The organism is Cellulomonas sp. P5_E12 (genome assembly GCF_054049315.1).
Genome location: NZ_JBFUMP010000015.1, coordinates 12,967 through 36,397, shown reverse-complemented (window position 1 = coordinate 36,397; position 23,431 = coordinate 12,967). Strand labels below are relative to the sequence as shown.

The following is a 23,431-nucleotide window of genomic DNA, read 5'->3' as shown; positions in this document are numbered from 1 at the left end:
ACATGAGCCCCAACATCGTCCTCGTCGTCACCATCGGCGTGCTCTTCGCCGCGGGCGTGTACCTGCTGCTCGAGCGCAGCCTGTCCCGCGTGCTCATCGGCGTCATCCTCATCGGCAACGGCGCGAACCTGCTGTTCCTCGTGGCCGGCGGTGCGGCGGGCCGGCCGCCGATCGTCGGCGCGACGCCCGAGGGACAGATGAGCGACCCCCTGCCGCAGGCCATGGTGCTCACCGCCATCGTCATCACGCTCGGCATGACAGCGTTCCTGCTGGCGCTGGCGTACCGGTCGTGGCAGCTGCACCGGCACGACGAGGTGCAGGACGACGTCGAGGACCGCCGCATCGCCCGGCTCGCCGCGCTCGACGAGCTGGCGGTGACGGACTCCGACATGGCGTTCGGGGTCGAGACGCTGGACGAAGAGGCGGCGGAGGCTCGCGACGAGACGGACGAGGGCGCGCCCGCTCGCGCGCACGGGGGGACGTCATGAGCGACCTCACCTGGATCGTCCCGCTGCCGGTCGTCATCCCGCTGTCCGCGGCCGGCCTGGCGCTGGCGCTCTACCGCCGCCCGAACGTCCAGCGACTCGTGTCCGTGGTCGCCCTCAGCCTGGTGCTGGTGGCCAGCGTGACGCTGCTGATCCTTGCCGACGACGGCCCGCTGGTGGTCGACGTCGGCGGGTGGGCCGCGCCCGTGGGCATCGACCTGGTGGCCGACCGGCTGTCGGCCCTCATGCTCACCATCTCGAGCGCGGTCACCCTCTGCGTCCTGCTGTACTCGCTGGCACAGGGCGGCGAGGACGACGAGGAGTCCGCGCCCGTCTCGATCTACCACCCGACCTACCTCGTGCTGACCGCCGGCGTGGCCAACGCGTTCCTGTCCGGCGACCTGTTCAACATCTACGTCGGGTTCGAGATCCTGCTGGCCGCCAGCTACGTGCTCATCACCCTCGGCGGCACCGGCGAGCGCATCCGCGCGGGGACCATCTACATCGTCGTCGCGCTGCTGAGCTCGGTGCTGTTCCTGGTCGCCATCGCGATGATCTACGCCGCCTGCGGCACGGTGAACCTGGCGCAGCTGGCCCTCCGGCTGCCCGAGATCGACCCCGGCGTGCGGCTGGTCCTGCAGGTGCTGCTGCTGCTCGCGTTCGCCATCAAGGCGGCCATCTTCCCGCTGTCCGCCTGGCTGCCCGACTCCTACCCGACCGCCCCCGCGCCGGTCACGGCGGTGTTCGCGGGCCTGCTGACCAAGGTCGGCGTGTACGCGATCATCCGCACGCAGACCCTGCTGTTCCCCGACGGGCGCTTGGACGACGCCCTGCTGTGGGCCGCTCTCGCCACGATGGTGGTGGGCATCCTCGGCGCGGTCGCGCAGGACGACATCAAGCGACTGCTCTCGTTCACGCTGGTCAGCCACATCGGCTTCATGGTGTTCGGCGTCGCGCTGGCCACCGACCTGGGGTACACGTCCGCCATCTACTACGTCGCCCACCACATCACCGTGCAGACCGCGTTGTTCCTGGTGGTGGGCCTGGTGGAGCGTGCCGGCGGATCGACGTCGCTGACCAAGCTGGGCGGGCTTGCCAAGCTCACCCCGGTGCTCGCGATCCTCTTCTTCGTCCCCGCCATGAACCTGGCCGGCATCCCGCCCCTGTCCGGGTTCCTGGGCAAGGTCGGGCTGCTGGAAGCCGGTGTACAAGTGGGCACTCCGCTGGCGTACGTCCTGGTCATCGGCAGCGTGCTCACGTCCTTGCTCACGCTCTACGCGCTGGTGAAGGCGTGGAACAAGGCGTTCTGGCAGGTGCCGGAGACGCCGCGCCCGCCCGTGCGACTGCCGTTCGGCATGGTCGCCCCGACCGCCGCGCTGGTCGCCGTCGGCCTGCTGCTCACGGTCGCCGCCGGTCCCCTGTACGCCTACACCGAGCGCGCGGCCGTCTCGCTCACCGAGCAGACCCCGTACGTCGACGCCGTGCTGCCCGACGGCGAGCGCGGGCAGGGCGTGTCCGACGACGTAGCGGAGGACCACCCGTGAGCCTGCACCCGCGCCGACGAGCCTGGCGCACCCAGTGGGCGACGGTCGCCTGGTTGACCGTGGTCTGGGTGTTCCTGTGGGGCGACCTGTCCGTCGGCAACGTGCTGGCCGGCCTGCTCATCGCGCTGGCCGTGACCACCGGGCTGCGCATGGCACCCATCGAGTTCCACGGCCGGATCCGGCCGGTCGGGCTGGTCCGGCTGCTCGTGCGGTTCGCGGCGGACCTGGTCCGGGCGTCGTTCGAGGTGAGCCTCATCGCGCTGCGCCCTCGGTACGTGCCGCGCGGCGCGGTCATCGGCGTGCAGCTGCGCAGCCACTCGGACCTCTACCTGACCATGACCGGGGAGCTGGCCTCGCTGGTGCCCGGCTCGCTCGTCGTCGAGGCGCACCGGCTCACCGGGATGCTGTACCTGCACGTGCTCGACGTGCGGAGCAGCGGCGGGATCGAGGCGGCGCGGCAGGCCGTGCTCGACCAGGAGGAACGGGTGCTGCGGGCGTTCGCGTCCGACGAGGAGCTGGCCGCGGCCGGGCTGGGGGTGCGCGCATGACCGTCGTCGTCGCGATCTGCGCGGTGCTGCTCACCATCGGTTTCGGGCTGGCCGTGGTCCGGGCGGAGAAGGGTCCGTCGATGCTCGACAGGACCGTCGCGCTCGACATCGTGGTGACCACGATGATCGCGGCGGTGGCGATCTACGCGGCGGTCAACCGCCGCGTCGACGTGGTGCCCGTCCTCGTGGTGCTCTCGCTCGTCGGCTTCGTCGGGTCGGTGACCATCGCACGCTTCGCGTCCGTGGAGCCCGAGGGCGAGGGCCGCGTGCGGACGCGCGAGGAGATCGCCGCGCAGGAGGCCGAGCGGATGGACGCCGAGGACGATGCGGAGGAGAGTCGCCGCTCGGGGCGCCGCGAGGGTCCCGACGAGCACCATGGCGGCGGAGCCGAGGGAGAGGTCCGATGACGCAGGACCAGTGGACGACGGTCGCCGACGTGGCCTCCGCGGTCTGCCTGCTGGGCGGCGCGTTCCTCGCGTTCGCCGCCGGCGTGGGCGTGCTGCGGTTCCCCGACCTGCTGGCCCGCATGCACGCGGGCACCAAGCCGCAGGTGCTGGGCCTGATCCTCGTGCTCATCGGCCTCGCGCTGCGGCTGCGGTCCGGCGGGGCCGTCTGGGCGCTGGTGCTCGTGGCCGTGTTCCAGATGCTCACGGCACCCGTCGCGGCGCACATGGTGGGCCGGGCCGGGTACCGCACCGGGAAGGTCCGGCGGGACCTGCTGGTGGTCGACGAGCTCACCGACGACGTGGAGCGCGCGCAGGGTGGCGCCCGGACTGAGCGCCCCGGGTCATGATCACGCGCGACGTCGTCGTCGTCGGCTCGGGCCCCAACGGCCTGGCCGCGGCGGTCACGCTCGCCCGCGCGGGCCTGGCGGTCGAGGTCCTCGAGGCGCAGCCGACCGTCGGCGGCGGCGCCCGGACGCTCGACCTGGGACTGGCCGACGGGATCGTGCACGACGTCTGCTCGGCCGTGCACCCGATGGCCTGGGCGTCGCCCTTCTTCCGCGCGTTCGACCTGCCGGCGCGCGGCGTCGAGCTGCTGGTGCCCGAGGCGTCCTACGCGCAGCCGCTGCCCGGCGGTCGGGCGGGGATCGCGTACCGGGACCTGGAGCGGACGGTGGGCGCGCTCGGCGTGGACGGTCCGGCGTGGCGGTCGCTGGTCGGCACGCTCGACGCGGACTCCGCCGTGCGGGTCGCGCTGGGTGACAAGAGGTCGGTGCCCCTGGTGCACCCGTGGGCCGCGGCGAGGTTCGGGCTCGGGGTGCTCGAGCAGGGGACGCGCGCCTGGGACCGACGGTTCGTCGACGACGTCGCACCCGCCCTGCTCACGGGCGTCGCGGCCCACGCGATCGGCCTCCTGCCGTCGTTCGCCGCGGCGGGTACGGCGCTCCTGCTGGCCACCCTCGGGCACGGCGACGGCGGCTGGCCCGTCCCGCGCGGCGGCTCCGGGGCGATCACCGCGGCGCTCGTGGAGGACCTCGAGGCCCACGGCGGCACGGTCCGCACCGACCACCGGGTCCGCCGGTACGAGGACCTGCCGCTCGCGCACTGCTACGTCTTCGACACGACGCCCCGGGCGCTCGTGGAGGTGCTCGGCGACCGGCTGCCGCCGCGGACCCGGTCCGCGCTGGGGGCGTTCCGGTACGGCGACGCCGCGGCCAAGGTCGACTTCGTGCTCGACGGTCCGGTGCCGTGGGCGGTGCCCGACGTGGGGCTCGCCGGAACGGTGCACGTCGGCGGCACCCGCACGGAGATGGTCCGGGCCGAGGACTCGGTGGCGCGCGGCGAGCACGCGGAGCTGCCGATGACGCTGGTCAGCGACCCGACCGTCGTCGACGGTTCGCGGGCGGCGCACGGCCGTCGTCCGCTGTGGACCTACGCGCACGTGCCGAAGGGCTCGACCGTCGACGTCACCGAGGCCGTCACCCAGCACATCGAGCGGTACGCGCCGGGCTTCCGGGACGTGGTCGTGACGTCCCGCTGCACGCCGGCCGCGCACCTGAGCGACCACAACGAGAACTACGTCGACGGCGACATCTCCGCGGGCGCCGCCAGCATCGGCCAGCTGTTCGCACGCCCGACGCGTCGGCTGGACCCGTACTTCTCCGGCCGTGCCGGCGTCTACCTGTGCTCGGCGTCGACGCCGCCCGGCCCCGGCGTGCACGGACTGGGCGGCTGGTACGCGGCCAGACGCGTGCTGCGCGAGTTCGGCATCACCTCGATGCCGAACCTCAGCTGGTCAGGCTCAGGTCCGGCTTCTCGTCGACCTTCGCGGTGAACCGCGCGGTCCCGCGGGTGGCCAGCACCCGGGCCATCGCGACGAGCGCCCCGGCGACCCCGGCCGCGATGACGACCTCGGTCAGCGCGGCGTCGCCCTGGTCGTCGGCCTTCGGCGGCTTGTGACCGGTCCCCGCCTTCCACGCCAGGTTGAGCACCTGCTGGACGGCGAAGGCGGCTGCGATCGCCGCGACGGTACCGACGAGCTTGGCGATGAACGACTGCGTCTGCTTGGCGTCCGACATCTGATCCTCCGTGGGTGCGAGACGGGTCTGCGACGACCGTAGCCCGGCGCGCAGGTCCGTGCTGCTCAACAGCGGCGTAGGATCACCCGCGAACGACAGGGGAGCGTCGGACCCACGGGTCTGGACGCTGAGAGTGCGGACCACCGCAGACCCTCGAACCTGATCCGGTTGATACCGGCGTAGGGAGTCGGGCTTCTCAGTCCTCGCCGTCGGCCTTCGGTCGGCGCGCGCGGGCCCCCTCCTTTCTGACTGAGGAGGAGCATCACCCATGGCGAGGATCCACTCGCTCGTCGCAGCCGCCGCCGTTCTCGCGCTGGCAGGCTGCTCGGCCATCGGTTCCGGCGACCCGGGCCCCAGCTCGTCGGCCGGCACCGTCACGCTGGTCACGCACGACTCGTTCGTGCTGTCGGACGGAATCCTGGCCGACTTCGAGAAGCAGAGCGGCCTGAAGGTCGAGGTCGTGCAGCCCGGTGACGGCGGCACGCTGGCCAACCAGCTGGTGCTGACCAAGGACGCGCCGCTGGGCGACCTCACGTTCGGCGTCGACAACACGTTCGCGTCGCGCGTGGTGGACGAGGGCGTCGTCGCGAAGTCGTCGAACCCTGACGCCTTCGACGGCGCCCTGGTCCCGATCGACTACGGCGACGTCTGCATCAACGTCGACCACACGTGGTTCGCGTCGCACGGCCTCGCGGAGCCCGTGACCCTCGAGGACCTCACCAAGCCCGAGTACAAGGACCTGCTCGTCGTCCCCAACGCGGTCACCTCGTCGCCGGGCCTGGCCTTCCTGCTGGCCACGATCGGAGCGTTCGGCGACGACGGCTGGCAGGCCTACTGGACCGCCCTGAAGGCCAACGGCCTCAAGGTGGCGGAGGGCTGGTCCGACGCCTACTTCACGGACTTCTCGGGCGGCGGCGCCGACGGCCCGCGCCCGATCGTCCTGTCCTACGCGTCCTCCCCGCCGGAGACCGTGCCCGAGGGCGGCACCGAGCCGACCACCGGCGCGCTGCTGGACACCTGCTTCCGGCAGACGGAGTACGCGGGCGTGCTGGCCGGTGCCGCGAACCCGGAGGGCGCCCAGAAGCTGCTGGACTTCCTGCTCTCCGACGAGGTCCAGGACGACATCCCCGGGTCCATGTACATGTACCCGGTGAGCTCGACGGCGACGCTGCCCGACAACTGGGCGGCGTTCGCCCCGCTGGCGACGAACCCGTTCGAGGTCGCTCCCGACGACATCACGAAGAACCGCGAGGCGTGGCTGACCCAGTGGTCGGACACGGTGATCGGCTGACCATGGCCCTCTCGACGCTCGCCCGACCGGACGCCGCCCCCGCGGTGGCGTCCGGTCGAGCGCGCGTTGTCGCGTTCTGGTCGCTGGCGGTCGCCGTCCCGCTGCTGTTCCTCGGGCTGTTCTTCGCGTGGCCCGTCGCGGTGATGATCTCGAAGGGGTTCGTCGTCGACGGGCACCTGGACCTCAGCGGCTTCGCGGACGTGTTCTCCCGCCCGCGGACGTGGCGGATCGTCGGGCTGACGATCGCCCAGGCCACGCTCGGCACCGTGATCTCCGTGGGGCTCGGCGTGCCCGGGGCCTACGTGCTGTACCGGCACTCGTTCCGGGGCCGGGCCGCGGTGCGAGCCCTGGTCACGGTGCCGTTCGTGCTGCCGACCGTCGTCGTGGGCGTCGCGTTCCGGTCGCTGCTGGTCAGCGGCGGGCCGCTCGGGTTCCTGCACCTCGACGGCACGTTCGCCGCGATCGTCGCCGCCCTGGTGTTCTTCAACTACGCGGTCGTCGTGCGGGCCGTCGGGGGGCTGTGGGAGCGGCTCGACCCGCGCGCGGAGCAGGCGGCGCGCGCTCTCGGTGCCTCCCCGTGGCGCGCGTTCCGGACCGTGACGCTCCCGGCGCTGACGCCGGCGATCGCGTCCGCCGCCTCGCTGACGTTCCTGTACTGCGCGACCGCGTTCGGCACCGTCCTGGTGCTCGGCGGGCTGCGGTTCGGCACCATCGAGACCGAGATCTGGGTGCAGACGACCCAGTTCCTCGACCTGAAGGCGGCGGCCGTGCTGTCCGTGGTGCAGCTCGTCGTCGTCGCGGTGGTGCTGACCGTGGCCGGGCGGGCGCGCTCGCGGCGGGAGCGGGCGCTCTCGTTGAGCACCGCCGTGGAGACTGTCCGTCCCCTGCGCATGCGTCGGCCGGCCGGCATGCCCCCCGGCGACGGGCACGCGTTGACCCTCGTCGCCACGCTGGTGACCGCGGCCGTCGTGGCGCTGCTGGCGCTGCCGCTGGTCAATCTCGTGGTCCGCTCGCTGCAGACGCGGGACGGCGTCGGGCTGGACAACTACACGGCCCTCGGCACCACCGGTGGCGCGCTGACCGTGACCGTCTGGCAGGCCACCCTCAACTCCCTGCGGGTCGCGCTCGACGCCACCGTGCTCGCGCTGGTCGTCGGCGGGCTGGTGGCCCTCGTGGTGTCCCGACGACCCCGGCGGCCGGTCGGGCGGCGCGCGGTGGTCGGGCTCGACGCCCTGTTCATGCTGCCGCTCGGGGTGTCCGCCGTCACCGTCGGGTTCGGGTTCCTGCTCTCGATGCACCACCCGTTCGGGCTGCCGGTCGACCTGCGGACCAGCCCGGTGCTGGTGCCGATCGCGCAGGCGGTCGTCGCCGTCCCGCTGGTCGTGCGGACCGTGCTGCCGGTGCTGCGGGCCATCGACCCACGCCTGCGGGAGGCCGCCGCGACGCTGGGCGCCGGTCCCGGTCGGGTGCTTCGCACGGTCGACCTCTCCATCGCGACGCGGTCGCTGGGCCTCGCGGTCGGGTTCGCGTTCGCCGCGTCGCTGGGGGAGTTCGGCGCCACGTCCTTCCTCGCCCGGCCCGACCGGCCCACCCTGCCGGTCGTGATCTTCCGGCTCATCGGGCGCCCGGGCGCGGAGTCCTACGGCATGGCGCTCGCCGCGTCGGTGGTGCTCGCGGTGCTCACCGCGGGGATCGTCGCGGCCTGCGAACGACTGCGCGCCCCCGGCGCGGGAGGTGAGTGGTGAAGGGTCTGTCGCTCCGCGACGTCGTCGTCCGGTACTCCTCGGGCACCGCCGTCGACGGCGTCTCGCTGGACGTGGCGCCGGGATCCGTCGTCGCGCTGCTCGGCCCGTCCGGGTGCGGGAAGTCGTCGCTGCTGCGCGCGGTCGCCGGCCTCGAGCCGCTCGCCGGCGGCTCGGTCTCCTGGGACGGCGTCTCCCTGGCGGGCGTGCCCGTGCACCGGCGCGGGTTCGGGCTGATGTTCCAGGACGGGCAGCTGTTCGCCCACCGGTCCGTCGCGGGGAACGTCGGGTACGGCCTGCCGCGGGGGGCCTCGGTCTCCGCCCTGCTCGAGCTCGTCGGCCTGACCGGCTACGAGGACCGCGCGGTCGCGACGCTGTCCGGCGGCGAGCGCCAGCGGGTCGCCCTGGCCCGGGCGCTCGCACCGGAACCCCGGCTGCTCCTTCTCGACGAGCCCCTCTCCGCCCTCGACCGCGCCCTGCGCGAGCGCCTCGCCGTCGACCTGCGTGCCGCCCTCGTCGCCACCGGCACCACCGCCGTGTTCGTCACGCACGACCAGGACGAGGCCTTCGCCGTCGCCGACCTCGTCGCGGTGATGGCCGCCGGGCGGCTGCTGCAGGTCGACGAGCCCGCGTCGTTGTGGACCCGGCCGGCGACCCGCGAGGTCGCGTCGTTCCTCGGCTACGAGGCGTTCGTGCCGCTCGACAGCCCGGCGGCGGCCCCGCTGCGCGACGCGCTCGACGTCGCCCCGTCGTCGGCGACGCTGGCGCTGGCCGAGGGCGCGTTCGTCGTCGACCGTGCCGGCGTCGCGAAGGGCACGGTCCGGGGGATCTCGTCGCGGCGCGGGCGGTCCGAGGTCAGGGTCGAGGTCGACGGGATCGGCGTCGTCACCGCGCTCGGGCCCGTAGGCGGGCGGTGGTCCGTCGGCGACGTCGTGGTCCTCGGGGTCGAGCCCGACGCGCTCGCGGTGCTGCCGCTCGACTGATCGCGCGCGCGGCCCGCCCGGGCTACGGTCAGAAGATCCGCTGGGCTGGTCGAGTACCGAGGTGATGGCGATGACGCTGGAGCTCCGACAGATCGTGTCGATCGACATCGCGGCCCCGCTGGGCACCGTCTGGAAGCACCTGCGCGAGCCCGACCTGGTGCACCGCTGGTTCGGCTGGGACTACGACGGGCTGAACGCCGAGATCAAGCAGATCTTCGTCGACGGACCCACCGAGCGGCAGGACGTCGTCGGCGACGAGAGCATCCACGAGCTCCACTGGCCCCACCACGACACGCTCACCCTGCGCTCCGCCGTGCACGAGCCGCACCACACGCACCTGACCATCACCCGGCGCAGCCACCAGGGGACGTCGTCGTTCGACGGCATCCGCGACGAGATCGACGAGGGCTGGATCGCGTTCGCCCACCAGCTGCGGTTCGCGGTCACCGTGCACCCCGACCAGGAGCGCCGCACGCTCAGCAGCTTCGGGCTGCCCGCGGGCGAGCGCGACGACCGGCTGCTCGACCGTGCCGGGCTCGTCGGTGTGCGTGGTGTGCCCGTCGGTGGCCACGTGCAGGCTCGCCGGCCCGACGGCACGCTGCTGGGCGGCACCCTCGACTACGTGACGCCGCTGCAGATCGGGCTGCGGCTGCACGGGATCTCCGAGATGTACCTCGTGCTCATGGAGACGCCCGCCGCGCACACCCCGCCGCACGGCACCGTCGACGCGATCCTGTCGACGTACGGCCTGGACGACGTCACGTTCGGGCAGGTGCAGGAGCGCTGGGGCCGGTGGTGGTCGCAGGCGATCCCGCACGGCGTGCACGTCAGCTCAGCTTGAGCTGCCACTCCCCGGCGCCGCCCGCGGGCCGGAACCCGAGGGCCACGTTGATCGCGAGCATGTAGGAGTTCTCCTCGGCGTTCCACGTGCCGATGCGTCGCACGCTCGGCCGCTCGGCGGCGAGCCGCTGCAGGTTCGCCGTCTTGACCAGCATCCCGAGCCGCTTGCCGCGGTGCTCCTTGAGCACGAGCGTGTCGTGCTGGTGCACGAACTCGTCGAGGCTGGACACCGCCATGAAGGCCGTGAACGCGGCGAGCGTGTGCGTGGGCAGGTGCTCAGCCGCCAGCACCAGCAGCTCGAGTCCCCGTTCCTCGAACTGCTTCTCGGTCGTGCGGACCCGCTCCGCGTCCCAGACGTCCTCCTCGAGGTCCAGGCCGCCCAGCGGGACGTCGGTGCTCATCCGCGTGTTGAGCACGGCGAACTCGTCGACCCACTCCTCCGGCGCCGCGCCGCGCCAGCTCACGATGCCGTAGTCCGGGCCGGCCTTCGCCTCGGCCCGCGCGCGGTGCTCGGCGACGAACGCCGGGTCGAACGGCAGGTCGAACTGCGAGTACCGCGCGACCTGCTCGAGCGCGAAGCCGTGCTCCAGAGCGAACCGGGTGCCGGCGTCCGTCGTCGAGACGCGCCCGGAGCCCGTCGTGGCGGGCAGGGTGTCCGGACCGTCCGGCGGCTCGACCCGCTGGTCCGTCGACATCGTCAGGTTGGTCCGGCCGTCCGCGCGGACCGTCGCCACCGCCGCGTCGAAGAGGCTCGTGCCGATGCCCTCACCGCGATGTCCGGGCCGGACGCCGAAGTCGACGTGCGCGGTGTGGGTGTTGTCCTGCAGCGGCATGTTCACCAGGGCGAACCCGAGAACTCGGTCGGGGTCCGGCGTGTCGGCATCGTCGTCGCGCACGGCCACCCAGCGCGGCTTGCGGTCGTAGCGCTGGTCGTGCATCGACCCGAGGATCTCCCGGGCGGTGCGTTCGAAGTCCCGGTTGCCCCAAGCGTCGAGCAGGACCTCGTTCATCGCTGCCGTGTAGCCGTGCAGCAACCACGCCTCGGGTGCGTCGACGGTCTCGGAGACCGGCACCTCACGGATCGACCACGTCGTCATGGTCTCCACCATCCGCCGGTCTCGCGCGCGGCGCGAGCGCTTTTCGTCCCTCGCTACCCTCGCAGGATGGTGTGGCTCGAGATCGTCGGCTGGGCCGGCTCGCTGCTGGTCATCGTCTCGCTCATGCAGGCCAGGGTGCTGCGCTTCCGCGTGCTGAACCTGGCCGGGGCCCTGATAGCCACGGTCTACAACACCATCCTCGGCATCTGGCCGTTCGCCGTCATGAACGGCGTCATCGCCGTGATCGACGTCTACTGGCTGGCCCGGCTGCAGCGCGAGCGGCACGACGAGCAGGTCTACGGCGTCCTCGAGGTGCCGGCCGACGACGCCGTCCTGCGCCACCTCCTCGACGAGCACGCCACCGACATCGCCCGCTTCCACCCGACCTTCGCCGCCACCGACGCCGCCCCGTCGGCCGCGTTCGTCGTCGTGCGCGGCGACGAGCTCGTCGGCGCCGTCGTCGTCCGGTCCGCCGGCTCCGGCGTCGGCCGGGTGGACCTCGACTACGTGACCCCGCGGTACCGGGACTTCACGCCCGGGGAGTTCGTGTACCGGGACAGCGGCGTGTTCGCGGCGCACGGATTCCGCCGGCTCGTGATCGGCGGCCAGGGCGCTGTCGAGTCGCGCGCGTACCTGACCCGGGTCGGCTTCCACGAGACCGCCGACGGCTGGGAGCGCGAGGTCGCCACGGCGGCGTGACGCTCCTGGCGATGGCGGTGCGGGATGTCCGGGTCGGGGACGCGCCCGGTGACCTCCGCCGTGCGGCCGAGCGCAGCACCAGCCGCACCCCGGATCTCCACCGTTGCCGTCGGCACGCCCTCGACCTCCCGCGTCAGCGACCGCCGCACCGCGTGCCTCTCGCGCGGCGGTGCCTTGCCTTCGCTCCGGCCCGTTCTGGCGGGCGCGCCCGCGCCCTGTCGCGTTCCCTCGTGCACCCGCGCCCTGTCGCGTTCCCTCGTGCACCCGCGCCCGCTGCGGCCCGTTCCCGCGTGCTCGCCCGCGCCCCGGTGTCTTCCTGCCCGTCGGCTCCAGCCGGCTCTTCGCGTGCTCGCCCCCGCTCCGCTGCCCACCGGTCCCATCTGTGGCGGGTACTGTCCCCCGCGTCAGATCCGTATGGCCGGTAGCATGAGTTCGGACGCCCGAACTTTGCGAGGTGAGCATGCACGACAGCGCGACCGACAGCGCGGTCCTCCCGGCGCCCGCGCCGAGCCCGCCTCGCATCCGTCGTGCCCCCCTGCTCCTCGGCCCCGCGTTCGTGGCGGCCATCGCGTACGTCGACCCCGGCAACGTCGCCGCCAACCTCACCGCCGGCGCCCGCTACGGATACCTGCTGCTCTGGGTGCTCGTCGTCGCCAACGCCATGGCCGTCCTGGTCCAATACCAGTCGGCCAAGCTCGGGCTGGTCACGGGCGAGTCGCTGCCGGGCGTGCTCGGGAGGCGGATGAGCCGCGGTCCGCGGATCGCGTTCTGGGCGCAGGCGGAGCTCGTCGCGGCGGCCACCGACATCGCGGAGGTCGTCGGCGGGGCCATCGCGCTGCAGCTGCTGTTCGGCGTGCCGCTGCCGATCGGCGGGCTCATCGTCGGCGTCGTCTCGATCCTGCTGCTGGCCACGCAGAACCGGTACGGGCAGCGCCGGTTCGAGTACGTCATCGTCGGCCTGCTCGCGATCATCAGCGTCGGGTTCCTGGCCGGCCTGTTCGTCTCCCCTCCGTCGGCGGCCGGCATCCTGTCGGGCCTGGTCCCCCGCTTCGAGGGCACCGACTCCGTGCTGCTCGCGGCCTCGATGCTCGGCGCGACCGTCATGCCACACGCGATCTACGTGCACTCGGCGCTGGTCCGGGACCGACACGGCCGGGCGTCGGGCGCCTCGCTCACCAAGCTGCTGCGCGCGACCCGCTGGGACGTCGGTTCGGCGCTCGCGGTCGCGGGCGTCGTCAACATCGGCCTGCTGCTGCTGGCGGCGTCGGGCCTGCGCGGCGTGCCGGGCACCGACTCGATCCCCGGCGCGTACGACGCGATCGTCGCCGCGCTTGGCATCGGCATCGGCATCGCCTTCGCCGTCGGGCTGCTGGCGTCGGGCCTCGCGTCCACGTCCGTCGGCGCGTACGCGGGCGCCACGATCATGGAGGGCCTGATCCATCGTCGGATCCCCCTGCTCGTCCGCCGGGTGGTGACGCTGATCCCCGCGATCGTCCTGCTGGCCGTCGGCGCCGACGCCACCTGGACCCTCGTGCTCTCGCAGGTGGTACTGAGCTTCGGCATCCCGTTCGCGGTCATCCCCCTGGTCACCCTCACCCGCTCCCGGTCGGTCATGGGCCCCCACCGCAACGGCCCCTGGCTCCACGCGACGCTCCTGCTGGTGGTCACGCTGGTGATCGCCCTGAACGTCACCCTGCTGACCCTCCTGCTCTTGGGCTGACGGCCCCGAGCGGTCGAACTCGTGACTCCCAGTCGAACTCGCCGGTTCAAACTGGCGAGCTCGACGCGGAGTCACGAGTTCGACTGCTTAGCCACGCAGGTCGCGGCGTGGGCGGAGGGCTGACGCGACCGCTCGGGGGATCAGCGGCAGCAGGCGGCGGGTCAGCGTGCGGCCGGCCAGATCCTCTTTGGTCACCCTGATGGCTCGCCAATCGGCCTCGAGCAGGGCGTCGTGACGGCGCTTCTCTTTGATGAACGCCTCGGTAGCTTGGCCTTGGTACTTCGGCCGCCCGTCGTACTCCAGAAGTAGTCGCCACTCCTCCCAGCCCATGTCGGACCAGAACGTCCCGAGCCGGGTCGTCACCGGGACCTGAGTCAATGGCGCGGGGAAGCCGTCGCGGAGGACGACGAAGCGAGCGGCCGACTCACCCGGCGACTCCGCGCCATCATCGGCCAGCGCGATGAGTGCCCGCGCGCGGGTCACGCCGCGTCGCCCGGTGTGCGCGACGAGGAGCTCGTCGATCACGGCACGGTTCGCTCCTGCTCGCAGGGCTGCGTCGGCGACGACGAGTCCATGTAAAGGGGGCAGGGACGATGCGCAGTCGACGACGGTGCGCTCGAGCGAGGTGACCGGCAGTCCCATCGTGATGGTGCGCTCGGCATCGGTCAGCACGCCCGAGTGGTACGCGACGTGCGGGTCCCGACCCGCACCGGCTGTGTGAAGCCGCGTGACGTGGGTCCTGCTCGGCGTGATCCAAAGAGGCAGACCCCAGACGAGCGCGGCCGATTCGTGGCTGAACCAGTGGGGTGCCGTAAGGCGCTGGTGGATGCCGATCACCCGTCCAAGAGCAATCTCTCGACTCCGTGAGGGGCCGGCCGCTGGGTCGCTCGGCAGATAGATGCCTCGGCTCACGTTCTCCCACTCCCCTGAGCTGCTCCGCGCGCGGACGACGCTCGGCGGGTGGTCGCGCGCCAGCTGGACGGGTGGGAGTGTCGGGAGAAGGGGTCGTGGTCGGTCGTGCGCACGCCGGCTCATGCCCAGGAGACTCCCGACACGAGCGCGCACGTGACCGCGCTCTGCACGATCTGTGCACGGGCAACTGCGGGTCGCCCACCTGTGGGCGGCTCGATGTGCAAGCGCCGAACTCGTGACGCCGAGTCGATCTCGCCAGTTCAAACCGGCGAGACCGACTCGAACTCACGAGTTCGACGGAGTCTCTTCCAGCGCTGCGAGGCGGGATTCCAGGTGGGTGCGTTCCGTCGGGTTCGTCACCAGCGTGAGGGCGGCGCGGTACGCCACGGCGGCCGCGTCGCGGTGGCCCGCGCGGGCCAGGAGCTCGGCGCGGACCGCGGGCACGCGGTGGTGGTGGGGGAGGGCGTCGTCGAGGCCGTCGAGCAGCGCCAGGCCGGCCTCCGGGCCCGAGGCCTCCGCGACGGCGACCGCGCGCGCCAGGCGGACGACCGGGGAGCGGGTCAGCGCCTCGAGCTGCGCGTACAGGGCGGCGATCACGGTCCAGCGGGTGTCGGCGGCCGTCGGGGCGGTCGCATGCTCGGCGGCGATGAGTGCCTGGAGGCGGTACTCCTGCGCGAGCCGGGTCTGGTGGCCAGGGGCGGACGCGGGAGCGGGTGCCCCCGCGGCGGCGGCGGACGTGGGGGCGGTGGACCCGGAAGCAGGGGCGGACCTGGCAGCGGGGGCGGAAGCAGCGGACCTGGACGCAGGGGCGGACGTGGCAGCGGGGCCGGCGGCGGTGGACCCGGAAGCAGGGGCGGACGCGGCATCGGGGGCTGGAGCGGGGGTCGAGAGGGACGAGAGGAGGGCGACGCCCTCGGCGATCTCGTCGCGGTGCCAGCGGCTGCGGTCCTGGTCGGGCAGCAGGACGAGGGCGCCGGTGGCGTCGAGGCGGGTGTCGCGGCGGGAGTGCTGCAGGAGCAGGAGGGCCAGCAGAGAGCGGACGACCGCGCGGCCCGGCAACAAGCCGTCGAGGACGCGGAGCAGCCGGATGGCCTCGTCGCCGAGGTCGACGCGCAACGGAGAGTCGCCGACGCCCGGGTGGTAGCCGGACGTGAAGGCCAGGTAGACGACGGTCGCGACGACGTCCAGCCGCTCGTCCAGGTGGGCAGGGGCGGGCGTCGCGAAGGGGATGCCGGAGGAGGCCAGGCGCTTCTTCGCGCGAGTCAGGCGGGCGGCCATGGTCGACTCCTGCACCAGCAGCAGGCGGGCGATCTCGGTGGTCGTGAGGCCGACGACGAACCGCAGGGTCAGCGCGACGCGGTCGTCGGGGGCGATCGCCGGGTGGCAGCAGGCGAAGATCAGGCGCAGCTGCTCGTCGGCCACGTGGGCGCCGGGGTCGACGACGGCCGCGGCGGCGGCGCGCATCTCGTCGTCGACCACCATCAACGGTTCCTTTCGTCGGACCACCGCCTCGGACCGGAGGCGGTCGAGCACGCGCCGGCGCGCGGCGGTGAGCAGCCACGCGCCGGTGTTCGTCGGCACCCCGTCCACCGGCCAGTGCCGGGCGGCCGCCTCGAAGGCGTCGGAGACCGCGTCCTCGGCGAGGTCGGGTCGGGCGTACTGCCCGATGAGCAGGCCGATCAGCCGCGACCAGTGCGACCGCCAGGCGTCGGCGAGGGCGTCGTCGGAGTCGGACGAGAGGGAGATGCTCACCAAGCCGGCCGTACCTCGAACGTTCCGACCGCGGGCAGCGTCTCCAGCACCGCGTCGAGGTCCGACGCCTCGAGCACCCGGATCCCGGTCAGCTCCGATGCCGGCCCCTCGAACGTGCCGTCCCGCAGGGTGCGGTCCTGCACCGACGTCGCCGTGTCCACGGACCCCAGTGTGATGCCACCGGCGGGCAGCGTCGCGGACCCGTAGGCGAGGACGACGAATCTCACGACGCCGTCAGCGCGTCGTCGCCGTCGACGGGGACGCCGTCGACGAACTCCACCGTCGGCCGGATCTCGACGGACTCGCCGTTGAGCACGAGCGCGGACACCGCCTCGGTCAGGGCCTCCAGCGAGGTGCGGGCGACCAGGTAGAAGCCGCCCAGCTGCTCGGCGGTCTCGGCGTAGGGGCCGTCGGTGACGACCACCCCGGCGCGGCCGTCCGACCGCAGCGAGCGCGCCCGGGCGGCCGCGCCGAGGGCCCGCGTCGAGACGATCTCCCAACCCCGGTCGGCGCACAGCTGCTGGAAGCCGCTGTGGGCAGCCCACGCGCGCTCGCGCTCCTCGTGGGTGAGTGCGGCGTCCCGGGCGTCGTCCCGGTACAGCACCACGGTGAACTCGGCCATGTCAGCTCCTGCTGGTCGGAGGGGCGCCTGGTGCGTCCCGCTGCCCCGATGACGGGCGGACGGCGGACGGATCGACAGATCAGACCTCCGCGATCTCGCGGACCTCGATCGTGTACTCGGGGAGCAGCATCGCGTGCTTCAGCACGGACTCGCGGTCGGGGGCGGTGACGAGGTAGAACCCGCCGAGCTGCTCGACCGTCTCCGCGAACGGTCCCTCGGTCACCGTCGAGTCGTCGCCCGAGCGCCGCAGCGTCACCGCTGTGGCCACCGGCTGCAGGGCCTCGCTGGCCAGGAACGTGACGCCGAAGTCGGCGGCCCGGTCGGCGTAGTCGCCGTGCTCGCGGTAGTACTGGGCCTTCGTCGCCTCGTCGGCCACCTCCCAGTACCCCTCGGTCGCGTACAGGAGCACGAGGAAGGTCGTCATGGCTCGTGCACCACGACGGGACGCAGCTCGGCGCCGCCGCCGTCGGTGAGCAGCAGCTCGCCGGTGAGCCTGGCCAGACCCTGCACGTCGTCGGTCTCGATGACGTAGTAGCCGCCGAGGTGCTCCGCGAGCTCGACGAACGGCCCGTCGGTGACGGTCAGCGCCCCGCCGTCGGCGCGGACGGTCACCGAGCTCGTCGAGAAGCCGAGCTCCTCGCCGCCGACGATCTTGTACCCGCGCTCGCCGCACGCGTCCGAGTACGCCCCGTGCTCGGCCATGATGCGGTCGCGGACCTCGGGCGACGCGTTCTCCCAGAACGCCTCGTCGCCCCACAGCAGAACCATCCACCGGTCGGTCATGTCGTCGGCTCCCTCGTCGGTCCCACCTTGCCCGTCGAGGTCATGACGCGCGAGGGTTCCGGAAATCGACAGTCCCTTGACAGGCAAGTGAGTGCTTGCCTATAAAGAGGATGTGGCAGCCGACGTCTTCAAGGCCCTTGCCGACGCCACGCGCCGCGCGATCCTCGACGAGCTCCAGGACCGGGACGGGCAGTCGTTGTTCGAGCTGTGCACGCGGCTGACCATGCGGCACGGGCTCTCTTCGACGCGGCAGGCCGTCTCGCAGCACCTCGACGTCCTCGAGGAGGCCGGACTCGTGGTCGTCCGTCGCGAGGGTCGCTACAAGTTCCACCACCTCGACACCGGGCCGCTGCGGGAGATCACCGCGCGGTGGCCGGTTCCCGACGAAGGAGAGTCCCCATGATCCGCATCACCGTGACCAGCGTGTTCGTCGACGACCAGAGCGCGGCGCTCGACTTCTACACCCGGGTGCTCGGGTTCGTGGTGAAGAACGACATCCCGCTCGGCGGCGAGGACCGCTGGCTGACCGTCGTCTCGCCGGCGGCCCCCGACGGCGTCGAGCTGCTGCTGGAGCCCAGCGGGCACCCGGCGGTGGGTCCGTACAAGGCTGCGCTGGTGGAGGACGGCATCCCGGCGACGTCCTTCGGCGTCGACGACATCCAGGCGGAGTTCGAGCGGCTCACCGCGCTCGGCGTGCGGTTCGTGCAGCCGCCGACGGACATGGGGCCGGTGATCGTCGCGACGCTCGACGACACCTGCGGCAACCTCATCCAGCTCGCGCAGATGACCTCCGCCTCCTGATCGACAGGCCGCCGCCCGCGTGTTTCGGTGGACCGATGAGGACTGCGGTGGTGACGGGCGGCGGGACGGGCATCGGGCGCGCGGTGGCGCGGAGGCTGGCTGCCGACGGGGACGACGTGGTGATCGTCGGCCGGCGGCGCGAGGTGCTCGAGGAGACGGCCGCGGGCGCGATGCGGGTGGAGGTCGCCGACCTGCGCGACCCGGCCGAGGTCGCCGCGCTCGCGGACCGGCTGGGAGCGGTGGACGTCCTGGTGCTCAATGCAGGTGGCTCGCTCGAGGCCCGGGACAAGAGCCTGCAGGCAACGGCCGACCTGTGGACCGAGGAGTTCCGGCTCAACGTCCTCACCACGGTGCTGCTCGGCGAGGCGCTGCTGCCCGCGATGCCGCGCCCCGGCGGCCGGATCGTCGCGATGAGCTCGGTGGCGGCCCTGCGCGGAGCCGGCTCGTACGGCGCGGCCAAGGCGGCGATCAACTCCTGGGTGACCGGGACCGCCGCACGCGTGGCCGCCGACGGCATCACGGTGAACGCCGTCGCGCCGGGGTTCGTGCCCGACACGGAGTTCTGGGGCGATCGGCTCGACGACGCGGAGTACGAGCGGAGGCTCGCGCGCGTGCCGATGGGCCGGCCAGGGACCGTCGACGAGATCGCGGCCGCGGTCGCCTACCTCGCCTCGCCCGACGCGGGCTGGACCACCGGTCAGGTGCTCGGCGTGCACGGCGGGGCGGTGCTGGCACGGCTCTGAGAGTGATGTATCGCTAGGGGTTGTCAAAGATCTATCGACGATATATCGTTACGTTGTCCGGTCGAGATCACGCGCCTCCCGGATCCGCTGGCGGCCACCTCGGCCCCGCGGCCCACATCGTCAAGGAGACACCTCATGCGACACCCCCACCACTACTCCGACGGCCGTCTCACCGGCCCCCAGCTCGACACCGACCCGACCGCCCCGCGTGGTCGCGACCGTCGCCGTCGCGGCGACTTCCCGGAGGCCCCCTACGAGGAGGGCTTCGACCCCCGGCGCGGCGGCCCCCGCGGCGCCTACCCGCACGAGCACCACGAGCACCACGAGCACGGCGGGCACCGCGGCTTCGGCCCCGGCGGACCGCGCGGCTTCGGCGGTCCCGGCTTCGGCGGCGGTCCCGGTGGCCGCGGCCCCGGTCGACGGGCCGGGCGCGGGGACATCCGCGCCGCGATCCTGCTGCTCCTCGCCGAGGAGCCGATGCACGGCTACCAGCTGATCCAGCAGATCGGCGAGCGGTCGGGCGGCACGTGGCGGCCCAGCCCGGGCGCCATCTACCCGGCGCTCAACCTGCTCGAGGACGAGGGGCTCATCGCCATCACGTCCGAGTCGGGCCGCAAGATGGCCACGCTCACCGAGGCGGGCGGCACCTACGTCACGCAGAACGCCGAGCAGCTGGGCACCCCGTGGGAGGACGCCGCGAGCCGGCCGGCCTCGCCAGGCCGTGCCCTCCGCGGCGCCCTCGAGGCGCTCGCCGCCGCCGCCCACCAGGTGGCCCGCACGGGCACCGACGCGCAGGCCACCAGGGCGCTCGAGGTCCTCGACCGCGCGCGCCGGGACCTGTACCTGGTCCTGGCCGGTGAGCCGACGTCGGTCCCGGACCCCTCCCCGGAGGCCTGACCTCCGACTCTGCGAGGCGTTCCGCCCCACGACGTCCGCACTCGACTGGGTCCCGACCTTCACGAGTGCGGACGTCGCGCACGGATGTACCGCAACGTCCGCACTCGGCTGGGTTCCGGCCCGCACGAGTGCGGACGTTGCTCGTCTCCGCCGCCCCCGGCCAGCTCCCGGCGCATGACGAGATCGGGCTACACCGGCATCGCGAACCGCGCGTGCACGCCCGGGGAGTACAGCACCGAGTCCGGCGGCCGGTCCGCGACGCCTGACAGCCCGCCGGCCGCGACCAGCTCGTCGTCCAGCGACACGAGCGACGCCCGCCGCAGCGGCCACGGCTCGTGCTCGTTGGGCACGAACCGGGTCCGGCCGCGCAGCACGGTGTGCATGCCCCAGCGGGCGGTGAGGAAGTCGGCGAGCGGGTCGTCGGCGATGACCTCGCGCGAGGGCCGGACCACGATCCGCGACGACGGACGCGTGCCCGTCAGCCGGGTCGAGCGGTAGTCGATCGCCTCGCCTGTCCGCCGGATCGACATCCGCGCCCACTGGTACGGCACGTTCATCACCGCCCGCGCGCCGAGCACGGTCAGCACGCGCGACGCCTCGAGCGACCGGAACAGGACCCCGCGGCGTCCGTCGTCGTCGACCGTGTAGAGCCGCACGTTGATCTCGGGGAAGTCGCCGATGTAGGGCAGCGGCGGCCCGGGGACCAGGGTGAACCGCTCCATCCGGAACGCGATCAGGCCGACCCACGACGAGCCGTCGAACTCGTCGGGCCGCGTGCCGGGCGGCAGCAGCGGCGCGACGGCGTCGGCACCCACCCGCCAGTGCAGGAAGCTGACCCGCACCCAGTCCTGCGACAGGATCACGCGCCCGGCGAGCGCCGGCGCGACGGGCTGGATCGGGTCCACCCCGCCACCGTAGGGCGGGGCGGCGAGAACGGCAGTTCGCCGCGAGAACGGCAGGTCGAAGTGACGTTCTCGCGGCGAAGTGACGTTCTCGGCTGTGCGGGAGGTGCCTGGGCTCAGCTCGCCGGGATCGTCGCCGTGTCGATGACGAAGCGGTAGCGGACGTCGCTGTTGACCACGCGGTCGTAGGCCTTGTCGACGTCGTCGGCGGTGATGGTCTCGATCACCGAGCCGATCCCGTGCTCGGCGCAGAAGTCGAGCATCTCCTGGGTCTCGCGGATGCCGCCGATGTTGGACCCGGACAGGTTCCGACGAGCACCCGTGAGCGAGAAGACGCGGAACGACTGCTTGTTCTCGGGCAGCCCGACGAACACGAGCGACCCCTCGAACCGGAGCAGCGACAGGTACGCGTCGACGTCGATGTCCGCGCCGACCGTGCTGATGATGAGGTCGAACGACCGGCGCAGGTCGCGGAAGGTCTGCTTGTCGCTCGTCGCGTAGTAGTGGTCGGCGCCCAGCGCGAGGCCGTCGGCCTGCTTGGACAGCGACTGGCTGAGCACGGTGACCTCGGCGCCGAGCGCGTGCGCGAGCTGCACGCCCATGTGCCCGAGCCCGCCCATGCCGACGATGGCCACCTTCGACCCCGGGCCGGCGCCCCAGTGCTTGAGCGGCGAGTAGAGCGTGATACCGGCGCAGAGCAGGGGCGCGGCCACGTCGAGCGAGATCCCCTCGGGGATGCGCAGCGCGTAGCTCTCGTCGACGACGATCTGCGTCGAGTAGCCGCCGTACGTCGGCGAGCCGTCGTAGGCCTTGGAGTTGTACGTGCCGACGTTGCCCTTCAGGCAGAACTGCTCCTCGCCGGCCAGGCACATCTCGCACTCGCGGCAGGAGTCGACGAAGCAGCCGACGCCGGCCCGGTCGCCCACGGCGTGCTTGGTGACGCCGGACCCGACTGCGGAGATGACGCCCGCGATCTCGTGCCCGGGCACCATCGGGAAGGTGGCCTTGCCCCACTCCTCACGCGCCTGGTGGATGTCGGAGTGGCAGATGCCGGCGTAGGCGATGTCGATGAGGACGTCGTGCTCACCCAGCTCGCGGCGCTCGATCGTGCCGCGCTCGAACGGGGCGCCGGCGGACGGGGTGAGCAGGGCGGGGACGGTCAGGGACACAGCGGACTCCTCGAAGACGTGCGGGTGGCTGGTCCCATCATGCGCCAGCGGCGATCCAGGTGCGTGTCAGCGTCTGCACCGCGGACCCGTCGAGGTCGGCCAGCTTGGTCCCGACGAAGGTCCGGGCGCCGGGGGACGTCTGCACGCGGACGGGCGGGTCCTCGTCCATGAGCAGCTCGACCAGCAGCGCGGCGACGTCGTCGGCCGGCTGGGCGTGCGCGAACGCACCGGCGGTCCGCTCGAGGTACGCGGCGAGCAGCGGCCCGTAGGCCTCGTCGCCCGCCGACGGCCGCCCGACGTTGGCGACGAACTCGCTGGCCACGGCCCCGGGCTCGACGATGACGACGGACACGCCGACGGCGGCGGCCACCGGCGCGAGGCTCTCGAGGAACCCCTCGACCGCGAACTTGGCCGCGCAGTAGGCGTCGTTGAACGGCTGGCCGACGACGCCGCCGACGCTCGAGACCGTCAGCAGCCGACCGCCGGACGCGCGCAGGTGCGGCAGCGCCGCCTGCGTGAGCGCGACGACCCCGAAGTAGTTGAGCTCCATGCACGACCGGAACGCGTCCATGCCGAGGGTCTCGGCGGTGCCCACCTGCCCGGCGCCGGCGTTGTTGACGACGGCGTCGAGCGAGCCGTGGTCGGCGACGACGGCGGCGACCACGGACGCCACCGCGTTGTGATCGGTGACGTCCAACGCACGGAGATCGAGCGGGAAACCGGCTCCGCGCTCGCGCAGCGCGCCGGCCTTCGACAGGTCCCGCATCGTCGCGACGGTGGTCCACCCCGCGTCCGCCGCGGCGAGCGCGGTCTCGAGGCCGATGCCGGTCGACGTGCCGGTGATCAGGACGGTGGGCATGGGGACCTCCGGGGACGACGAGGGCGGGCGGAACCATCCTCCGCCCGCCCGTGCCCGTGCGCTCAGGCGTCCTGCGCGAGCCCGACCGTGTGGCCGTCGGCGTCCTTCAGGGTCGCGACGACGCGTCCGCCGCCCACGGGCGTCGCGTCCTGGATCACGGTGGCGCCGGCCGCGACGAGCGCGTCCCGCCTCGCCTCGAGGTCGGAGACGTGCCAGTAGTAGACCGGTCCCGCGCTCACGTCGCCGTTCGGGTTGAGGCCGAAGTGCTGGCCGGCCACCTCGAAGCCGACGTAGTACGGCTGGTCGTGCGCGGGCTCGACGCCCAACAGCTCGGTGTAGAACGCCTTCGACGCGGCGAGGTCGCTCACCGGGACGACGATGGTCTTGATGCCTTCGGTCATGGTCCTGCTCCTTCTGCTCGTGGGCCCCCAGAGGCCGCTCTCACGCTACTGACGGACCGGGCGCCTGCAACGTGACGCCCGACCGGAGGACGACCTCGATCTCCGCCGCGCGGCTGAGGT

The 23,431-nt window shown here is 72.8% G+C and carries 28 protein-coding genes and 1 riboswitch; of the genes, 16 read left to right on the top strand and 12 right to left on the bottom strand.

The window, feature by feature from the left end:
* Positions 1–2: 2 nt before the first annotated feature.
* The 6 genes from ACXJKA_RS13225 to ACXJKA_RS13200 are packed head-to-tail and all read left to right on the top strand — an operon-like array spanning position 3 to position 4,854.
* On the top strand, positions 3–488 hold the full coding sequence (locus tag ACXJKA_RS13225) for a Na(+)/H(+) antiporter subunit C (protein WP_456825666.1): 486 nt from the start codon (positions 3–5) through the stop codon (positions 486–488).
* A complete protein-coding gene (locus ACXJKA_RS13220) occupies positions 485–2,029 on the top strand; it encodes a Na+/H+ antiporter subunit D (protein WP_456825665.1) in 1,545 nt (514 codons plus the stop codon). Before ACXJKA_RS13225 ends, ACXJKA_RS13220 begins: the two co-directional genes overlap by 4 nt.
* Positions 2,026–2,577: a Na+/H+ antiporter subunit E gene (locus ACXJKA_RS13215; protein ID WP_456825664.1), complete on the top strand. Its 552-nt coding sequence runs from the start codon at positions 2,026–2,028 to the stop codon at positions 2,575–2,577. The genes ACXJKA_RS13220 and ACXJKA_RS13215 overlap by 4 nt, the downstream gene beginning before the upstream one ends.
* Positions 2,574–2,984, top strand: coding sequence for a monovalent cation/H+ antiporter complex subunit F (locus ACXJKA_RS13210; protein WP_456825663.1), 411 nt, complete (start codon positions 2,574–2,576; stop codon positions 2,982–2,984). Before ACXJKA_RS13215 ends, ACXJKA_RS13210 begins: the two co-directional genes overlap by 4 nt.
* Entirely contained in the window at positions 2,981–3,370 is a 390-nt protein-coding gene (gene mnhG, locus ACXJKA_RS13205; protein ID WP_456825662.1) for a monovalent cation/H(+) antiporter subunit G, read from the top strand. The genes ACXJKA_RS13210 and mnhG overlap by 4 nt, the downstream gene beginning before the upstream one ends.
* Positions 3,367–4,854, top strand: a complete 1,488-nt coding sequence (locus ACXJKA_RS13200) for a phytoene desaturase family protein (RefSeq protein WP_456825661.1) — start codon at positions 3,367–3,369, stop codon at positions 4,852–4,854. Before mnhG ends, ACXJKA_RS13200 begins: the two co-directional genes overlap by 4 nt.
* Here ACXJKA_RS13200 and ACXJKA_RS13195 read toward each other — a convergent pair.
* Positions 4,808–5,098 (bottom strand): DUF4235 domain-containing protein, encoded by a 291-nt coding sequence (locus ACXJKA_RS13195; protein ID WP_456825660.1) that lies wholly within the window; start codon positions 5,096–5,098, stop codon positions 4,808–4,810. The two genes, ACXJKA_RS13200 and ACXJKA_RS13195, sit on opposite strands and share 47 nt — an antisense overlap.
* 87 nt (positions 5,099–5,185) lie before the next feature.
* Positions 5,186–5,301, top strand: a riboswitch (TPP riboswitch).
* A 65-nt stretch (positions 5,302–5,366) separates the two neighbouring features.
* Between ACXJKA_RS13195 and ACXJKA_RS13190 the strand changes: the two genes are divergently transcribed.
* The 4 genes from ACXJKA_RS13190 to ACXJKA_RS13175 all read left to right on the top strand — a co-directional run bounded on the left by ACXJKA_RS13190 (position 5,367) and on the right by ACXJKA_RS13175 (position 9,955).
* A complete protein-coding gene (locus ACXJKA_RS13190; protein ID WP_456825659.1) occupies positions 5,367–6,389 on the top strand; it encodes a thiamine ABC transporter substrate-binding protein in 1,023 nt (340 codons plus the stop codon).
* Between the two features lie 2 nt (positions 6,390–6,391).
* Positions 6,392–8,134 carry an ABC transporter permease gene (locus tag ACXJKA_RS13185; RefSeq protein ID WP_456825658.1) on the top strand — a complete coding sequence of 581 codons (1,743 nt, stop codon included), beginning with the start codon at positions 6,392–6,394 and terminating at the stop codon, positions 8,132–8,134.
* Positions 8,128–9,114 (top strand): ABC transporter ATP-binding protein, encoded by a 987-nt coding sequence (locus tag ACXJKA_RS13180; RefSeq protein WP_456825657.1) that lies wholly within the window; start codon positions 8,128–8,130, stop codon positions 9,112–9,114. The genes ACXJKA_RS13185 and ACXJKA_RS13180 overlap by 7 nt, the downstream gene beginning before the upstream one ends.
* 70 nt (positions 9,115–9,184) lie before the next feature.
* The gene (locus ACXJKA_RS13175; RefSeq protein WP_456825656.1) at positions 9,185–9,955 is read left to right on the top strand and encodes a hypothetical protein; all 771 of its coding nucleotides are present in this window, start codon (positions 9,185–9,187) and stop codon (positions 9,953–9,955) included.
* Here the strand turns inward: ACXJKA_RS13175 and ACXJKA_RS13170 are convergent.
* Entirely contained in the window at positions 9,942–11,051 is a 1,110-nt protein-coding gene (locus ACXJKA_RS13170) for a GNAT family N-acetyltransferase (protein WP_456825655.1), read from the bottom strand. The genes ACXJKA_RS13175 and ACXJKA_RS13170 overlap by 14 nt on opposite strands.
* A 66-nt stretch (positions 11,052–11,117) precedes the next feature.
* On the opposite strand from ACXJKA_RS13170, the gene ACXJKA_RS13165 reads away from it, so the two are divergent.
* Both ACXJKA_RS13165 and ACXJKA_RS13160 read left to right on the top strand, forming a co-directional pair.
* Positions 11,118–11,750: a hypothetical protein gene (locus ACXJKA_RS13165; RefSeq protein WP_456825654.1), complete on the top strand. Its 633-nt coding sequence runs from the start codon at positions 11,118–11,120 to the stop codon at positions 11,748–11,750.
* 460 nt (positions 11,751–12,210) lie between these two features.
* Complete coding sequence (locus tag ACXJKA_RS13160) at positions 12,211–13,470, top strand: Nramp family divalent metal transporter (RefSeq protein WP_456825727.1); 1,260 nt, start codon at positions 12,211–12,213, stop codon at positions 13,468–13,470.
* Between the two features lie 87 nt (positions 13,471–13,557).
* On the opposite strand, the gene ACXJKA_RS13155 is transcribed toward ACXJKA_RS13160, so the two are convergent.
* The 6 genes from ACXJKA_RS13155 to ACXJKA_RS13130 all read right to left on the bottom strand — a co-directional run bounded on the left by ACXJKA_RS13155 (position 13,558) and on the right by ACXJKA_RS13130 (position 17,539).
* On the bottom strand, positions 13,558–14,307 hold the full coding sequence (locus tag ACXJKA_RS13155; RefSeq protein ID WP_456825653.1) for a hypothetical protein: 750 nt from the start codon (positions 14,305–14,307) through the stop codon (positions 13,558–13,560).
* A 360-nt stretch (positions 14,308–14,667) separates the two neighbouring features.
* Entirely contained in the window at positions 14,668–16,128 is a 1,461-nt protein-coding gene (locus ACXJKA_RS13150; RefSeq protein ID WP_456825726.1) for an RNA polymerase sigma factor, read from the bottom strand.
* A 2-nt stretch (positions 16,129–16,130) separates the two neighbouring features.
* Complete coding sequence (locus ACXJKA_RS13145; protein ID WP_456825652.1) at positions 16,131–16,361, bottom strand: hypothetical protein; 231 nt, start codon at positions 16,359–16,361, stop codon at positions 16,131–16,133.
* On the bottom strand, positions 16,358–16,756 hold the full coding sequence (locus ACXJKA_RS13140; RefSeq protein WP_456825651.1) for a YciI family protein: 399 nt from the start codon (positions 16,754–16,756) through the stop codon (positions 16,358–16,360). The genes ACXJKA_RS13145 and ACXJKA_RS13140 overlap by 4 nt, the downstream gene beginning before the upstream one ends.
* A gap of 79 nt (positions 16,757–16,835) precedes the next feature.
* A complete protein-coding gene (locus tag ACXJKA_RS13135; RefSeq protein ID WP_456825650.1) occupies positions 16,836–17,180 on the bottom strand; it encodes a YciI family protein in 345 nt (114 codons plus the stop codon).
* On the bottom strand, positions 17,177–17,539 hold the full coding sequence (locus ACXJKA_RS13130; protein WP_456825649.1) for a YciI family protein: 363 nt from the start codon (positions 17,537–17,539) through the stop codon (positions 17,177–17,179). The genes ACXJKA_RS13135 and ACXJKA_RS13130 overlap by 4 nt, the downstream gene beginning before the upstream one ends.
* Before the next feature lie 112 nt (positions 17,540–17,651).
* Between ACXJKA_RS13130 and ACXJKA_RS13125 the strand changes: the two genes are divergently transcribed.
* The 4 genes from ACXJKA_RS13125 (at position 17,652) to ACXJKA_RS13110 (ending at position 19,980) form a co-directional block, all read left to right on the top strand.
* Positions 17,652–17,942 carry an ArsR/SmtB family transcription factor gene (locus tag ACXJKA_RS13125; RefSeq protein WP_456825648.1) on the top strand — a complete coding sequence of 97 codons (291 nt, stop codon included), beginning with the start codon at positions 17,652–17,654 and terminating at the stop codon, positions 17,940–17,942.
* On the top strand, positions 17,942–18,340 hold the full coding sequence (locus ACXJKA_RS13120; protein ID WP_456825725.1) for a VOC family protein: 399 nt from the start codon (positions 17,942–17,944) through the stop codon (positions 18,338–18,340). The genes ACXJKA_RS13125 and ACXJKA_RS13120 overlap by 1 nt, the downstream gene beginning before the upstream one ends.
* A 35-nt stretch (positions 18,341–18,375) precedes the next feature.
* On the top strand, positions 18,376–19,083 hold the full coding sequence (locus ACXJKA_RS13115; protein WP_456825647.1) for an SDR family NAD(P)-dependent oxidoreductase: 708 nt from the start codon (positions 18,376–18,378) through the stop codon (positions 19,081–19,083).
* 135 nt (positions 19,084–19,218) lie between these two features.
* Positions 19,219–19,980 carry a PadR family transcriptional regulator gene (locus ACXJKA_RS13110; RefSeq protein ID WP_456825646.1) on the top strand — a complete coding sequence of 254 codons (762 nt, stop codon included), beginning with the start codon at positions 19,219–19,221 and terminating at the stop codon, positions 19,978–19,980.
* 188 nt (positions 19,981–20,168) lie between these two features.
* Here ACXJKA_RS13110 and ACXJKA_RS13105 read toward each other — a convergent pair whose 3' ends face one another.
* From ACXJKA_RS13105 to ACXJKA_RS13090, 4 genes are all read right to left on the bottom strand, one after another.
* On the bottom strand, positions 20,169–20,885 hold the full coding sequence (locus ACXJKA_RS13105) for a YqjF family protein (protein ID WP_456825645.1): 717 nt from the start codon (positions 20,883–20,885) through the stop codon (positions 20,169–20,171).
* A 113-nt stretch (positions 20,886–20,998) separates the two neighbouring features.
* Positions 20,999–22,051, bottom strand: coding sequence for an NAD(P)-dependent alcohol dehydrogenase (locus ACXJKA_RS13100; RefSeq protein ID WP_456825644.1), 1,053 nt, complete (start codon positions 22,049–22,051; stop codon positions 20,999–21,001).
* Positions 22,052–22,088: 37 nt separating this feature from the next.
* Entirely contained in the window at positions 22,089–22,910 is an 822-nt protein-coding gene (locus ACXJKA_RS13095) for an SDR family NAD(P)-dependent oxidoreductase (protein ID WP_456825643.1), read from the bottom strand.
* 62 nt (positions 22,911–22,972) lie between these two features.
* On the bottom strand, positions 22,973–23,311 hold the full coding sequence (locus tag ACXJKA_RS13090) for a VOC family protein (protein WP_456825642.1): 339 nt from the start codon (positions 23,309–23,311) through the stop codon (positions 22,973–22,975).
* Positions 23,312–23,431: the final 120 nt, after the last annotated feature.

Coding starts and splice junctions, on each gene's coding strand:
- ACXJKA_RS13225 (WP_456825666.1), top strand. CDS start 3: ATGAGCCCCAACATCGTCCTCGTCGTCACCATCGGCGTGCTCTTCGCC.
- ACXJKA_RS13220 (WP_456825665.1), top strand. CDS start 485: ATGAGCGACCTCACCTGGATCGTCCCGCTGCCGGTCGTCATCCCGCTG.
- ACXJKA_RS13210 (WP_456825663.1), top strand. CDS start 2,574: ATGACCGTCGTCGTCGCGATCTGCGCGGTGCTGCTCACCATCGGTTTC.
- mnhG (WP_456825662.1), top strand. CDS start 2,981: ATGACGCAGGACCAGTGGACGACGGTCGCCGACGTGGCCTCCGCGGTC.
- ACXJKA_RS13200 (WP_456825661.1), top strand. CDS start 3,367: ATGATCACGCGCGACGTCGTCGTCGTCGGCTCGGGCCCCAACGGCCTG.
- ACXJKA_RS13195 (WP_456825660.1), bottom strand. CDS start 5,098: ATGTCGGACGCCAAGCAGACGCAGTCGTTCATCGCCAAGCTCGTCGGT.
- ACXJKA_RS13190 (WP_456825659.1), top strand. CDS start 5,367: ATGGCGAGGATCCACTCGCTCGTCGCAGCCGCCGCCGTTCTCGCGCTG.
- ACXJKA_RS13185 (WP_456825658.1), top strand. CDS start 6,392: ATGGCCCTCTCGACGCTCGCCCGACCGGACGCCGCCCCCGCGGTGGCG.
- ACXJKA_RS13175 (WP_456825656.1), top strand. CDS start 9,185: ATGACGCTGGAGCTCCGACAGATCGTGTCGATCGACATCGCGGCCCCG.
- ACXJKA_RS13170 (WP_456825655.1), bottom strand. CDS start 11,051: ATGACGACGTGGTCGATCCGTGAGGTGCCGGTCTCCGAGACCGTCGAC.
- ACXJKA_RS13165 (WP_456825654.1), top strand. CDS start 11,118: ATGGTGTGGCTCGAGATCGTCGGCTGGGCCGGCTCGCTGCTGGTCATC.
- ACXJKA_RS13160 (WP_456825727.1), top strand. CDS start 12,211: ATGCACGACAGCGCGACCGACAGCGCGGTCCTCCCGGCGCCCGCGCCG.
- ACXJKA_RS13140 (WP_456825651.1), bottom strand. CDS start 16,756: ATGGCCGAGTTCACCGTGGTGCTGTACCGGGACGACGCCCGGGACGCC.
- ACXJKA_RS13135 (WP_456825650.1), bottom strand. CDS start 17,180: ATGACGACCTTCCTCGTGCTCCTGTACGCGACCGAGGGGTACTGGGAG.
- ACXJKA_RS13130 (WP_456825649.1), bottom strand. CDS start 17,539: ATGACCGACCGGTGGATGGTTCTGCTGTGGGGCGACGAGGCGTTCTGG.
- ACXJKA_RS13115 (WP_456825647.1), top strand. CDS start 18,376: ATGAGGACTGCGGTGGTGACGGGCGGCGGGACGGGCATCGGGCGCGCG.
- ACXJKA_RS13110 (WP_456825646.1), top strand. CDS start 19,219: ATGCGACACCCCCACCACTACTCCGACGGCCGTCTCACCGGCCCCCAG.
- ACXJKA_RS13095 (WP_456825643.1), bottom strand. CDS start 22,910: ATGCCCACCGTCCTGATCACCGGCACGTCGACCGGCATCGGCCTCGAG.
- ACXJKA_RS13090 (WP_456825642.1), bottom strand. CDS start 23,311: ATGACCGAAGGCATCAAGACCATCGTCGTCCCGGTGAGCGACCTCGCC.